The organism is Georgenia sp. M64 (assembly GCF_038049925.1).
In the GTDB taxonomy this organism is placed as follows: domain Bacteria; phylum Actinomycetota; class Actinomycetes; order Actinomycetales; family Actinomycetaceae; genus Georgenia.
Window position 1 is genome coordinate 3,884,893 of the sequence record NZ_CP145809.1, and the last position, 13,103, is coordinate 3,897,995.

A 13,103-nucleotide genomic window follows, 5' to 3' on the forward strand; every position below is an offset into this window, starting at 1 on the left:
TCACCTCCTCGATCGTGCGGTGCCGCGGCGGTCGCCCGCCGCGGCACCTGGGCCGTCCTGCTCACGCGGGGCTGCTGACCGCCACGCGAGCGGCCCGCAGCACCCTGTCACCGGCACGGTAGCCCGGCTGGAGAACCTGCGTGACCGTGGTGGCGCTCGCCTCGGCGTCCGTGCTGTGCATGAGCGCCTCGTGGACCTCGGGGTCGAACTCCTCGCCCACCTGCCCGTAGCGCTCGACCGCGAAGCGCTGGGCGAGCGCGGTCTCGAGCTTCTCGGCGATGGCGGCGAACGGGCCCGTCAGGTCCCCGTGCTGACGGGCGAGCTCGATCTCGTCGAGCACCCCCAGCAACGACTCCACGACCTCGTTGACGCCGGCCTGCCGCTGCGCGGCCGCGTCGGCCTTGGACCGGCGGACGTAGCTGTTGTACTCCTGCTGGACGTTGTAGACCTCGGCGCTGCGCCGGGCGAGCTGGTCGGCCAGGTCGAGGGCCTCCGCCCTGGCCCTGCCCAGCTCGTCCTCGCCGGTCACCTCGTCACCCGGAGCCGCGGCGTCGGTCGCGGCGGCGTCGGCAGCGTCGGCTCCCGGCCCGGCAGGGGCGGCGGCGTCCGCCGCGTCCCGCCTCCTGCCGGTCTCCGGGTCGATCCGCCGCTTGTCGGTGACGTGCGGCTTGTCGGCCGCCTCGTCCGGCGTGGCGTCGTGAGGGGTGGCGTCGTGGGGCGTCACTTGGTCTCCTCGTCGTCGACGATCTCGGCGTCGACGACGTCCTCGTCGGCCGCCTTGGCGGTGTCGTCGAAGCCGGGCGCACCCTGCGGGCCACCGGCGGGCGCACCCTCGGAGGCCTGCTGGGCGTAGAGCGCCTCACCGATCTTCTGGCTCTTGGTCGTCAGGTCCGCCTGCGCGGTCTTGACGGCCTCGACGTCGTCGCCCTCGAGCGCCTTCTTCAGGGCGTCGACGGCGCCGCGCACCTCGGTGGAGACCTCCTCGGGGAGCTTGTCGGCGTTGTCCGTCAGGAGCTTCTCCGTGGAGTAGACCTGCTGCTCGGCGGTGTTGCGCAGCTCGGCCTCCTCGCGGCGCTTGTGGTCCTCGGCGGCGTGCGCCTCGGCCTCCTTGACCATGCGGTCGATCTCGTCCTTGGGCAGCGCCGAGCCGCCGGTGATGGTCATCGACTGCTCCTTGCCCGTGCCACGGTCCTTGGCGGAGACGTGGACGATGCCGTTGGCGTCGATGTCGAAGGTGACCTCGATCTGGGGCATGCCGCGCGGGGCCGGGGCGATCCCGGTCAGCTCGAACGTCCCCAGCGGCTTGTTGTCCCGCGCGAAGTCGCGCTCGCCCTGGAAGACCTGGATGAGCACGCTCGGCTGGTTGTCCTCAGCGGTGGAGAAGACCTCCGAGCGCTTGGTCGGGATGGCCGTGTTGCGCTCGATGAGCTTGGTCATCACCCCGCCCTTGGTCTCGATGCCCAGGGACAGCGGCGTGACGTCGATGAGGAGGACGTCCTTGCGGTCACCCTTGATGACACCGGCCTGCAGGGCGGCACCGACGGCCACGACCTCGTCCGGGTTCACACCCTTGTTGGGCTCCTTGCCGCCGGTCAGCTCCTTCACGACCTCCGTCACGGCCGGCATGCGGGTCGAGCCACCCACGAGGACGACGTGGTCGATGTCGGACAGCGAGATCCCGGCGTCCTTGATGACGTTGTGGAACGGCTGCTTGGTGCGCTCGAGCAGGTCCTTGGTCATCTCCTCGAACGCGGCCCGCGTGAGCTTCTCGTCGAGGTGGATGGGCCCGGCCTCGCTCATGGAGAGGTACTGCAGGGAGATGTTGGTGCTCGTCGCCGAGGAGAGCTCCTTCTTCGCCTGCTCGGCGGCCTCACGCAGTCGCTGCAGGGCGATCTTGTCCTTGGACAGGTCGACGCCGTCCTTGTTCTTGACCTGCTTGACCAGCCAGTCGACGATCCGCTGGTCCCAGTCGTCGCCACCGAGACGGTTGTCGCCGTTGGTCGCGCGGACCTGGATCGTGGAGAAGTCGTCCTCGTCCTTGCCGACCTCCAGGAGGGAGACGTCGAACGTCCCGCCACCGAGGTCGAAGACGAGGATGAGCTCGTCCTCCTTGCCCTTCTCCAAGCCGTAGGCCAGCGCGGCAGCAGTGGGCTCGTTGACGATGCGCAGCACGTTGAGGCCGGCGATCTGACCGGCGTCCTTCGTGGCCTGACGCTCGGCGTCGTTGAAGTAGGCCGGGACGGTGATGACGGCGTCGGTCACCGGCTCACCCAGGTAGGACTCGGCGTCCTTCTTGAGCTTGCCGAGGATCCGCGCGGAGATCTCCTGCGGCGTGTACTTCTTGTCGTCGATCTCCTTGGACCAGTCGGTGCCCATGTGACGCTTCACCGAGGCGGTGGTCCGGTCGACGTTGGTCACGGCCTGGCGCTTGGCGACCTCACCGACCAGCACCTCGCCGGACTTGCTGAAGGCGACCACCGACGGGGTGGTGCGGGCACCCTCGGCGTTCGCGATGACGGTGGGCTCGCCACCCTCGAGGACGGCGACCACCGAGTTGGTGGTGCCCAGGTCGATTCCGACCGCTCGTGCCATGTGCGTTCGCTCCTTCGTCGCGGGCCGGCACGGGTCGCCGGCTCCATGTTGAGTCGTATGCACTCAAGTTTCCCCCGCCATCCGGTCATGTCAACTCGGCGGTGCCGAACTTGAGTCTGCCAGGCTCAACTATCGACGGGGCGTCGTTGTTCCCCGTCCCGGGAACCGGTCTCGGCACAGCGCATCGGGGGCGGGCGGCCGGCCCACCTCGAACGGCTCGCTAGCGTGGGAAGCATGCCGCTGCTGGGACCTGCCGACCCGCTCCTCGACCGACCGGCTCGCATCCTCGTCGCCGGCACCTCGGGGGCGGGCAAGACCAGCACCGCCCGTCGCATCGCTGAGCGGCTGGGAGTCCAGCACGTGGAGATCGACGCGCTGTACCACGGACCCGGTTGGACGCCGCGGCCGACCTTCGAGGCCGACGTGCAGCGCTTCGTGGCGGAGCCGTCCTGGGTGACGGAGTGGCAGTACGGCTCCGTCCGTGCGGTCCTGGCGCAGCGAGCGGACCTCCTCGTCTGGCTCGATCTGCCGCGCGCACGGGTCATGCGTCAGGTGGTCGTGCGCACCGTCGTCCGGAGGCGACGTCGGCAGGAGCTGTGGAACGGCAACGTCGAGCCACCGCTCTGGACGATCCTCACCGACCGCGAACACATCGTGCGGTGGGCCTGGACGACCCACCGCAAGACCGCCGCGCGCGTCGCCGACCTCCGGCGGCGGCGGCCGGACCTCACGGTCGTGCGCCTTCGCAGCTGGCCGGAGATCGAGCACTGGATTGCCGGGCCGGTCACCACGCTGGCCGCCGGAGACCCGAGCGGGCGAGGGACGACCGATCCCTGAGCCCGACCCGCAACCTCCGCCCGACCCCCAACCCGAACCCGACCTGGCACCGCGATCCTGACCCGCCGCCGGCGAGCGCGCCTGACCCACGCCGGGACCTCCGTACCTGCCGGCCGGCGCACGAGAGCGGGACGCTGACCGGAGGCGCGCAGGGCGGACGGTCGCAGGATGGACTGACGCCGACAGTCGGGATCGTGACGTCGGCCGCCGGGATCGGAGGACCGATGGTTGCCGTGGACGAACGACGGGTGCGGGACGACCTCTCGCCGTGGTCGGGACTTCTCGTCACCGGCGCCTGGGTGGCGCTGGCGAGCGTCGCGCTCATCATCGTGCAGGTCGGCATCTACCTGGTCTGGCCACCACCGGAGACCACCGTGGAGCTGTTCGAGGTGCTCCTCGACAACCCGGTCCGTGGTGTCCTCGCACTCGACGCGCTCTACGTCGTGAGCAACCTCCTCGCGTTCCTGCTCTACCTCGCCCTCGCCGTCGTGCTGTGGCGCGTCAGCCGGTCCGCCGTCGTGGTGGCACTGGCCTTCGGCGTGCTCGGGATGGCCGCCTACATGGCCTCGCCGCGGCCCGTCGAGATGCTCACCCTCGCCCGCGCGTACGGTGAGGCCGGCCCGGCGGAGCAGGTCGCGCTGGTCGCCACGGGTGACGGGATGCTGGCCACCTGGATGGGCACCGCGTTCGACGTCTACTACTTCTTCAACCTTGTGACGCTGCTCGTCCTGGCGGTCCTGATGTACCGGAGCAGCGCCTTCAGCCGGGCGACGGCGATGTGGGGGCTCGTGGCCGCGGCGCTGATGGCCGTGCCGTCGAACTTCGGCACGGTCGGCCTGGTGCTCGCCATGGCGTCGCTCGCGCCCTGGGCGGTGTTCGCGGTGCTCGTGGCACGTCGTCTGCTCGAGCTCGCTCGACCGCTCAGCTCTCGGCCCAGCGAACGGTGACCGTCAGGGCGTCGGGGAGCGGCAACGACGTCGCCTCCGCCTCGACCGCGTCGCGGTCCTCCCGGGACAGGGTCGTCCACGCGGCGATCGTGACGACGCCCCCGGCACGTCGCCACGTGCCGACCACCTCACCCCCGACGAGCACCGCCCCCGGCCACACGCGTGGGGTCCAGAGCTGCGCCCGCCGGCCGGCGTCGGGCACGAGGAGCTCCCGGTCCACTCCCTGGAGGAGCGTGAAGGCGTCCCCGCTGGGGAGCAGCCGGACGTGCGCGGGAGATCCGTCCGGGGCACGCAACGCCGGCTCGTCCGCCGCGAGGATCCACCCATCGCCCACGGCGGTCCTCACCGGCGTCAGCTCGTCGCGCAGGGCCTCGACGGTCGCGACGGCGGCGCGCGGCCTCACCCCGGCCCAGCTCGCGAAGCCCTCGGGCGTCCCCGGCGCGAACACGTGCAGGTAGCGCCGGGCGAGCTCCAGCCGGGCCTCCGCCGGGTCGACGTCGGGCGGCGGAACCATCCGCACCACCGGCTGCCGGGCACCGTCCCAGCGGATGAGCACCCGGCCGGTGGGGGCGGCGTAACGCAGGCTGTTGGGGGCGACGCCCAGTCCTCGTCCGGCGGCCCCGTAGGTCGCCGCCTCGCCACCGAGCCAGTCCTCGAGGCGGTCGGCGAGCGCCTGCGTCTCGGCCCGACGGCGAGCGTCGACCGGGAGCCGGCCGACGGTGAAGACCGCCCGGTCCGCCGCGTGCACCACGTAGGCGCTGAACCGCGGGCCCCACACCTGCACGAGCGCGGGGTCCTCCCACGCGTCGGACGTCACGCCGGTCAGGCGTGCGTGGAGCGAGAGGAGAGCCGAACGGGGCGTGCTGTCCTGGAGTCCCGCCCAGGCGGCCCGGCGGAGCGCATCGCTCCCGGGTGCGCGCCGCTCGTCGAGCGCACCGACGGAGCGGCGGAAGGCCAGGACGTCGGACCGCGTCAGCTGGAGCGGCATGGGGCCAGGCTAGCGAGGGCGCGCCCGGTGGCGGCGAGGAACACCTGCGACGGTCCCGCATTCCTTGCAGGACCCTCACATGTGCCCCACCGACTCAGCACGCCGCCGCTCCTAGGCTCAGGACCATGGAGCACGCCGCACGACTTCTCGTCGTCGAGGACGACCCCACGATCAACCAGGCCCTCACCGACCGCCTGGTGGCCGAGGGCTTCGACGTCGTCCAGGCCCACGACGGCCCGGGCGCGGTGGCGGCCTTCGAGCGGGAGGCCCCGGACCTCGTCGTCCTCGACGTCATGCTGCCGGGCTTCGACGGCATCGAGGTCTGCCGCCGCATCCAGGCCGTCCGCCCCGTCCCGGTGCTCATGCTCACGGCCCGCGTGGAGGAGACCGACGTCCTCGTCGGCCTCGCGGTCGGCGCCGACGACTACGTGACGAAGCCCTTCCGGCAGCGGGAGGTCGTTGCACGCATCCGCGCCCTGCTCCGGCGCGTCGAGCGGGCGCGGGAGCTCGCCGCCGCCGGCGCACCGCGCGTGGAGCTCGGCGAGGTCACGCTCGACCGGGCCGCCCGCCGCGTGTGGGTGCGCGGCACGGAGGTGCACCTCGCCCCCCTCGAGTTCGACCTGCTCGCCACCCTCGCCGCCGAGCCCGGCGTCGTCCGCACCCGGGAGGACCTCATGCGCGAGGTCTGGGGCTGGGCCGACGCGCGCGGCACGCGGACCCTCGACACCCACGTCCGGGCCCTGCGCACGAAGATCGGCCCGGAACGTGTGCGCACGGTCCACGGCGTCGGCTACGCGGTGGAGCTGCGATGACGCCCGACCCGGCCGGGCGCCCCCTGGACGCCGTCGGCTCCATCAAGCTCAAGATCGGCCTGCTGGTCGGCCTCAGCGTGGTCGCCGCCGCTCTCGTCGCCGAGATCGGCAGCCGCGCCGGCGCCCCGCTGTGGATGACCCTGCCGGTGACCGTCGCCGCCGCCCTCGCCGTCACCCAGGCCCTCGCCCGCGGCATGACCGCGCCCCTGCGCGAGATGACCGCGGCGGCGGCCCGCATGGCCACCGGCGACTACTCGCTGCGGGTCACGGACACCTCGGCCGACGAGGTCGGCCGGCTGGCACGCGCCTTCAACACCATGGCGGTCGACCTGGCGACGGCGGACCAGCAGCGCCGCCGCCTCGTCGCCACGGTCTCGCACGAGCTGCGCACCCCCCTGACGGCTCAGCGCGCCCTCCTGGAGAACCTCGTCGACGGCGTCGTCCGCCCCGACGACGTCGCCCTGGCCAGCGCCCTCGCGCAGGCCGAGCGCCTCAGCGACCTCGTGGGCGACCTCCTCGACATCACCCGCGTCGACGGCACGGCCGACCTCGACCTCGCCCCGGTGCGCGTGGCGGACCTGGTCGCGGACGCCGTCGCCGAGGCACGGCTCGCCCGCGACGTCCGCTACGTCACGCAGGTCCGGCCGGAGGACCTCACGGTCACCGGCGACGCCGGCCGCCTCGCCCAGGTCGTCGCGAACCTCCTCGACAACGCCGCACGCCACTCCCCCGCCGGCGCCACCGTCACCGTCCTCGCGTCCGCCGACGACCCGGAGCGGTGGTCCCTCGAGGTGCGCGACGAGGGCCCCGGCATCGCCGACGGCGACGAGGAGCGGATCTTCCGCTTCGGCGCCGCGGCCGGCGACGGCGGGGGCGGCACCGGCCTGGGTCTGGCGATCGCCAGCTGGGTGTGCGAGCTGCACGGCGGGTCCATCGCCGTGGTGCCGTCCGGGTCGACCGGCGCCCGCGTCCGGGCGGTCCTGCCCCGCCGGCCGGGCCCGGTCGCCGGCCCCACGTCCCCGCCCGTCACCCACGCACCTGGTGCCACGCACCGCCCCACCGCCGAGGAGAGACCCATGAGCACCGAGCACGCCGTGCCCGCCCTGCCCCCACCCGCCGCCACGGCGACGAGCCGGCCGCCGTCCGCGGTCGACGGTGCCCTGCGCGAGATCTGGCCCGAGTCCGGCCTCGCGACGGCGACGACCCCGTTCCTGGCCTCGCTCGCCGTCGGAGCGCTCGGGGCGGTCGTGCTCCCGGAGCGCAACCTCGGCCTCGGCGCCCTCGTGGTGCTCCTCCTCGGCGGGGCCGTCATCCTCCTCGTCTCCCCACGGCGCACCCGCCCCTGGACGGTGCTCTCCGCCGCGCTGGCCGTCGGGCTCGGGTCGTTCGTCGTCCTCCGGGCCGCCGAGTGGCTGGCCGTGCTCGCCCTGCTCGTCGTCGCCCTGCTGGTCACGACCGCCCTGACGGACGCGCGCCGCCTCACCGCGGTCCTCGCCGGGGCGCTCGCGTGGCCCCTGTCCGGTCTGCGGGGCCTGCCCCTGCTCAGCCGGACGGCGTCCGCCCTCTCGCGGCACCGCATGCTCTGGCCGGTGCTGCGCACCGCCGCGGTCTCCCTCGTCGCGCTCGTCGTCTTCGGCGGCCTGTTCGCCTCTGGCGACGCGATCTTCGGCTCGTGGGTCTCGCCGCTGGTCCCGGACCTCGCGTGGGACTCGATCATCCTGCGCGTGTTCGTCCTCGTCCTCGTCGGCGGCGTCGTGCTCGCCGGGGCGTACCTCTCGCTCAACCCGCCGCGCGTGGAGACCCTCACGCCGCCCGCGCCGCGGCCCGTGCGTGCCTGGGAGTGGCTGGTCCCGGTCGGCCTCGTCGTCGCGGTGTTCGCCGTCTTCGTGGTGGCGCAGGCCTCGGCGATGTGGGGCGGGCACGACTACGTGCGCCGCGTGACGGGGATGAGCTACGCCGACTACGTCCACCAGGGCTTCGGCCAGCTGACGGTCGCCACGACCCTCACCCTCCTCACCGTCGCGCTCACGGTGCGCCGCGCACCCCGGACGACACCGCGGGACCGGCTCCTGCTCCGCGTGGCGCTGGGGCTCCTGCTGACCCTCACCCTCGTCGTCGTCGCCTCCGCGCTCTTCCGCATGTCCGTCTACCAGGACGCCTTCGGCTTCACGGTGCTCCGCGTCCTCGTCGACGCCTTCGAGCTCTGGCTGGGGTTGGTCGTCGTCCTCGTCATGGTCGCCGGGATCCGGTGGTCCGGGTGGTGGCTCCCCCGAGCCGCGCTGGTCTCCGCCGCCGTCTTCCTGCTGGTCCTGGGGGCGGTCAACCCCGAGGCGTGGGTGGCGCGCCAGAACATCGAGCGGTTCGAGGCGACCGGCAAGGTCGACGTCGACTACCTCGCCTCGCTCGGCCCGGACGCGACGCCCGTCGTCCTCGAGGGGCTGCCGGCGGGTCTGGCGGCCTGCGTGGTGGAGCGGCAGTCGCCACCCGACGCGGACGACCCCCTGTCGTGGAACCTCGGCCGGACCCGCGCCGCCGAGGCCCTGGAGGCCGCGCCGGCGGACGCCCGCTGCCCCTGACCGGGCGGACGGGGGGCCCGCGGCCGGCGCGACGGCGAGGGGTACCGCACCGGCCCCCGTCGGGCTACGGTGCGGGAACGGCCGGACCCGCGCAGCGCGACGGCGTCGCGGCCACCCCGTGACCCCCAGCGAGGAGCAGCCCCATGGGACGCATCGCCGTCAACCTGTTCACCACCCTCGACGGCTCGGCCGAGCACCCGGACCGGTGGCACGGCCCGTACTTCGACGAGGCCATGGGCCAGGCGGTCGACCGTCACACGAGCCGGTGCGAGGCCTACCTCATGGGCCGTGTCCTGTACGACCAGTGGTCCCGCTACTGGCCGGACAACGACAGCGACGACTTCGCCGACTTCATCAACCCGGTGCCCAAGTACGTCCTCTCCACCACCCTCACCGACCCGGGGTGGGCGGGCACGACGGTCGTGCGCAACCTCGGCCAGCTGCGCGAGCTGCGTGAGCGGACCCCGGGCACCATCGGCATGTCGGGGAGCCTGACGACGGTGCGCTCGCTCCTCGGCGCGGGGCTCCTCGACGAGCTCGACCTCCTCGTCGACCCGGTCGTCGTCCCGGGCGAGCGCCGCTGGACCGACGGCGTCGAGCACACCCCGCTCGAGCTCGTCTCCTCCGAGACCCTCCCGACAGGGGTGCTCCACCTCGTCTACCGGCCCACCCCACGCCAGGCACCGGCCACCGTCGCGGAGTAGACGGCCACCGTCGCGGAGCAGACTGCCGTCGTCGCGGAGCAGACGGCCGTCGTCGTGCGGTAGGCCGCCGCCCGTCCGCTACAGGCCCAGGGCCCGCTCGACGTACCGCAGCGCGACGGCGGGGTCGACGCCGAGGTGGCGCACCCGCTCGGCGTAGGCCGACGCGGCCTCCTGCGCCTGGCGACCGGCCGCGTCGCCCTGGGCGCTGACGAAGGAGCCGTGACGGCCCCGGGTCTCGATGAACCCGTCCGACTCGAGCTCGCGGTAGGCCCGGGCGACGGTGTTCGTGGCGAGGGCCAGCTCCGCCGCGAGGGTGCGCACGGTCGGCAGGCGCGTACCCGCGGCGAGGGCGCCGGAGGTGATGTCCGCGGCGAGGCGCGTGCGCAGCTGCTCGAACGGCGGCACGTCGGAGGCGGGGTCGATGACGACGTCCATGGGGCGAGTCAAGCACGCACGCGATGGCGCACCACCACGTGCGTGACCACGCCGACGGCGAGCAGGACCCCGCCGAACGCCCACACCCGGGCCGACTGCTGGGTGAGCAGGACGGCGCAGGAGACCAGCGCCAGCACCGGCAGCACGACCGGGGTGCGGAAGTGCTCGTGCTCCACCCGGTCGCGGCGCAGCACGAGCACGGCCAGGTTGGTGCTGATGAAGACCAGGAGCAGCAGCATCACCACCGTCTCGGCGAGCACCGCGAGGTCGCCCACGAGGGTCAGCGCGACGGCGATCGCCGTGGTCACCACGATCGCCACCCACGGCGTCCGGCGGTGGGGCAGGACCCGGGTGAGCGGGGCGGGGAGGAGCCCCTCGTCGGCCATCCCGTAGGCCAGGCGGCTGGCCATGATCATCGTCAGCAGGGCGCCGTTCGCGACGGCGACCAGCGCGATCGCGCTGAAGGCCCACGCGGGCACGCCGACGCCGGTCGCCTCGACGACGTCGAGCAGCGGGCTGGAGGAGCCGGCGAGCTCGCCCGGCTCCATGATGACGGCCGAGCCGATCCCGACGAGGGCGTAGACGACCCCCGCGACGAGCAGCGCACCGAAGAGGGCGCGGGGGTAGACCCGGCTGACGTCCTGGACCTCCTCGGCGACGTTGGCCGAGACCTCGAACCCGACGAAGGAGTAGAAGGCGATGAGCGCCCCGCCGAGCACGGCCGCCCCTGCGGAGACCCCTGGTGGGGTCTGGAGGATGCGGCCCGCGTCGCCCTGGCCCCCGCCGACGGCCACGGCGACGGCGACGATCACCAGGACCAGGCCCGAGACCTCGACGACCGTCATCACCACGTTGGAGCGGACGGACTCCTTGATACCGCGCGCGTTGAGCAGCGCGAGGAGCACGAGGAACACCGGGGCCGCGACGACCGCCGGGACGTCGACGAAGGTGGCGAGGTAGTCGCCCGCGAAGGCGATCGAGAGGCCCGCGGCGCTCGTCACACCGGCGGCCAGCATCGAGAAGCCGACGAGGTAGGAGACGAGGGGTCGCCGGAAGGCCCGCTGGGCGAAGACCGCCGCTCCCCCGGCCCGCGGGTACTTCGTCACGAGCTCGGCGTAGCTGGCGGCGGTGAGCATCGCCATCGCCAGCGCAAGGAGCAGCGGCGCCCACATGGTGCCGCCCGACTCCTCCGCCAGGACCCCCACCAGGGCGTAGATGCCGGCGCCGAGGACGTCCCCGAGGATGAACAGGAACAGCAGGGGCGGGGTGATGCCCCGCCGGAGGCGTGAGGGCGCCGCGGTGTCGGTGGCCATCGGGCAAGCGTGGGGCCGCCGTCCGGGCCGGGCAACCGGGGCGACGCGGTGCGGCCGGAGGTCCACCCCGCACAGCGTGGCTCAGCGCGGCGTGGCTCAGCGCGGCGTGGCTCGGCGCGGCGACGAGCCCACCTGCCGCGCCCCGCGCAGCGGCTGGATCTCCGGGAACGACCAGAGCCGGTCGGGCAGCGGCCGGACGAGGCGGACCCGCGGCTCCTCGGCCCGCACGACGTGCCGGGCCAGGTGGTCCACGACGTGCTCGGTGACGTCGACGACGTCGGCCGTACCTGGCCCGTCGGCCGCACCACCCGAACCGCGGGCCCGGGCGCCCGCCCGGCCCAGCACCGTCACGTCACCGCCGTCGATGCCCCCCACCTTGTCCGGCACCTTGGGGTACCAGTACCCGGCAAGGGTGTAGCGGGCGCCGGGCTCGAGGTCCGCCCAGTCGCCGTCGCCGCGGCGGACCTGCACCGCCGAGATGCGCGAGCCCTTGTCGGCGTAGACGTCCAGGGCGTAGCGCACGCCGGCGTACGCGTGGACCCAGCCACCGGTCCAGCGGAAGGGGTCGGGGTTGAAGGTTCCGTCGGCCGAGCCCTCCAGGGACTGCCGGAGCTGCTCGCCGGTGACGGTCGTCCGGGCGAGCTGCGCCCCCACCGGGAGGTAGTGGTAGAGGTCCTCGAGCCGGATCGGCCCGGGCGCGACGTGGGTGCCGTACCGGAAGCCGCGCAGGTGGCCCACGTCGGTCCCGGCCACCTCGCGGATGGCGGCCGAGAGGAAGTCGTGCGAGGTGCCCTCGACCGCGGCCGGGTACCCGTCCCCGCAGAAGCCCGACCGGTGCAGACCCACCTCGGTCCGGCCGATGACGTCGTCGATCGGCCGGTCGAGCACCGCGCCGTTGAGGGGGTTGACGTGGGTGCGGAACGCCGCCCCGGCGAGGAAGGGCGCACGCACCTCCTCCACCAGCCGCGCCACGTCGGGGTCCGGCTCCGTCCCGGCGTCGACGGTGTGGAGGCGGTAGCGGTGGCCCGTGACCCGCCCGCCCTCGACCGTGAGGTCCAGCCGGGCCAGGCGGGTCCCGTCCTGACCGACCTCGGAGACCAGCGCTCCGGTGGACGTCACGACGCACTCGCGGGTCTCCTCGTGCATGTCGGAGGAGAGGACGACGTCGATGCCGGGGTTCGTCTCGGCGATGAGGACGTTCTTGGCCAGGCCGAACTCCGAGACGAGGACGACGAGGTCGGCACCCTCGTCCTCCCGCAGCGTGCGCACGTGCGCCGGGACCTCGTGGGCGTCGTCGGTGAACTCGATGCCCTCGGTCACCCACGGACCGAGGGCGTTGATGGCCCGCTCGCTCGACAGCCCCACCACACCCACCCGCAGGCCGGCCACCTCGGTCACGAGGTACGGCGGCAGGAGGAGGTCGCGGGTGCCGGCGTGGTAGGCGTTGGCGGCGACGGCGCCCCACCGGGTCCCTGACGGACCGGAGCCGGTGCCGGGCCCGAACAGCTCGAGGAAGCGCTCCTTGCCGTAGAGGTAGTCCCAGTTGCCCGGGGCGAAGAGGTCCACGCCCAGGCGGTCGACGACGTCGACGAGCGCCTGCCCCCGGGTGAAGAGGGCCTCCGCGCTGCCCTGGATGGTGTCGCCGGTGTTGGCGAGCAGGGTGGCGGGTCGCTCGGCACGGATCCGCGCGAGAAGCGCGGCGAGGTGGGCGAGGCCACCCTCGGCCCGGCCGGTGCCGTCGCCGCGGAGGTTCGGGCGCGGCACGAGGTGTCCGTGGAGGTCGCCGACGTGGACGATGGTCAGCTCGGCCATGAGAGGTCCTCTCCTCGCGTACCCCGCCGGGTATCGGCGGCGCGTCGAGCGTAGGCAGAGGAGCGGGCCGGTGCACCGCGAACGCCC

Annotated in this window: 11 protein-coding genes; 5 read left to right on the plus strand and 6 right to left on the minus strand. The window is 73.7% G+C overall.

Annotation, left to right across the window (positions count from 1 at the left end; genetic code table 11):
• Window positions 1–61: 61 nt before the first annotated feature.
• Window positions 62–724 (minus strand): nucleotide exchange factor GrpE, encoded by a 663-nt coding sequence (grpE, locus tag AAEM63_RS17260; RefSeq protein ID WP_341359445.1) that lies wholly within the window; start codon window positions 722–724, stop codon window positions 62–64.
• A complete protein-coding gene (gene dnaK, locus AAEM63_RS17265) occupies window positions 721–2,592 on the minus strand; it encodes a molecular chaperone DnaK (protein WP_341359446.1) in 1,872 nt (623 codons plus the stop codon). The genes grpE and dnaK overlap by 4 nt, the downstream gene beginning before the upstream one ends.
• A gap of 234 nt (window positions 2,593–2,826) precedes the next feature.
• Between dnaK and AAEM63_RS17270 the strand changes: the two genes are divergently transcribed.
• Window positions 2,827–3,429 carry an AAA family ATPase gene (locus AAEM63_RS17270; RefSeq protein WP_341359447.1) on the plus strand — a complete coding sequence of 201 codons (603 nt, stop codon included), beginning with the start codon at window positions 2,827–2,829 and terminating at the stop codon, window positions 3,427–3,429.
• 224 nt (window positions 3,430–3,653) lie between these two features.
• Complete coding sequence (locus tag AAEM63_RS17275) at window positions 3,654–4,376, plus strand: hypothetical protein (protein ID WP_341359448.1); 723 nt, start codon at window positions 3,654–3,656, stop codon at window positions 4,374–4,376.
• On the opposite strand, the gene AAEM63_RS17280 is transcribed toward AAEM63_RS17275, so the two are convergent.
• Entirely contained in the window at window positions 4,351–5,364 is a 1,014-nt protein-coding gene (locus AAEM63_RS17280; RefSeq protein WP_341359449.1) for a crosslink repair DNA glycosylase YcaQ family protein, read from the minus strand. The two genes, AAEM63_RS17275 and AAEM63_RS17280, sit on opposite strands and share 26 nt — an antisense overlap.
• Before the next feature lie 125 nt (window positions 5,365–5,489).
• On the opposite strand from AAEM63_RS17280, the gene AAEM63_RS17285 reads away from it, so the two are divergent.
• The 3 genes from AAEM63_RS17285 to AAEM63_RS17295 all read left to right on the plus strand — a co-directional run bounded on the left by AAEM63_RS17285 (window position 5,490) and on the right by AAEM63_RS17295 (window position 9,456).
• The gene (locus AAEM63_RS17285) at window positions 5,490–6,176 is read left to right on the plus strand and encodes a response regulator transcription factor (RefSeq protein WP_341359450.1); all 687 of its coding nucleotides are present in this window, start codon (window positions 5,490–5,492) and stop codon (window positions 6,174–6,176) included.
• Window positions 6,173–8,752 (plus strand): DUF4153 domain-containing protein, encoded by a 2,580-nt coding sequence (locus AAEM63_RS17290; RefSeq protein ID WP_341359451.1) that lies wholly within the window; start codon window positions 6,173–6,175, stop codon window positions 8,750–8,752. Before AAEM63_RS17285 ends, AAEM63_RS17290 begins: the two co-directional genes overlap by 4 nt.
• 143 nt (window positions 8,753–8,895) lie before the next feature.
• Window positions 8,896–9,456, plus strand: a complete 561-nt coding sequence (locus tag AAEM63_RS17295; RefSeq protein WP_341359452.1) for a dihydrofolate reductase family protein — start codon at window positions 8,896–8,898, stop codon at window positions 9,454–9,456.
• Between the two features lie 78 nt (window positions 9,457–9,534).
• Here AAEM63_RS17295 and AAEM63_RS17300 read toward each other — a convergent pair whose 3' ends face one another.
• The 3 genes from AAEM63_RS17300 to AAEM63_RS17310 all read right to left on the minus strand — a co-directional run bounded on the left by AAEM63_RS17300 (window position 9,535) and on the right by AAEM63_RS17310 (window position 13,016).
• Window positions 9,535–9,891: a GntR family transcriptional regulator gene (locus AAEM63_RS17300; protein ID WP_341359453.1), complete on the minus strand. Its 357-nt coding sequence runs from the start codon at window positions 9,889–9,891 to the stop codon at window positions 9,535–9,537.
• 8 nt (window positions 9,892–9,899) lie between these two features.
• Window positions 9,900–11,204, minus strand: a complete 1,305-nt coding sequence (locus AAEM63_RS17305; RefSeq protein ID WP_341359454.1) for an APC family permease — start codon at window positions 11,202–11,204, stop codon at window positions 9,900–9,902.
• 96 nt (window positions 11,205–11,300) lie between these two features.
• The gene (locus tag AAEM63_RS17310; protein WP_341359455.1) at window positions 11,301–13,016 is read right to left on the minus strand and encodes a bifunctional metallophosphatase/5'-nucleotidase; all 1,716 of its coding nucleotides are present in this window, start codon (window positions 13,014–13,016) and stop codon (window positions 11,301–11,303) included.
• Between the last annotated feature and the right edge of the window lie 87 nt (window positions 13,017–13,103).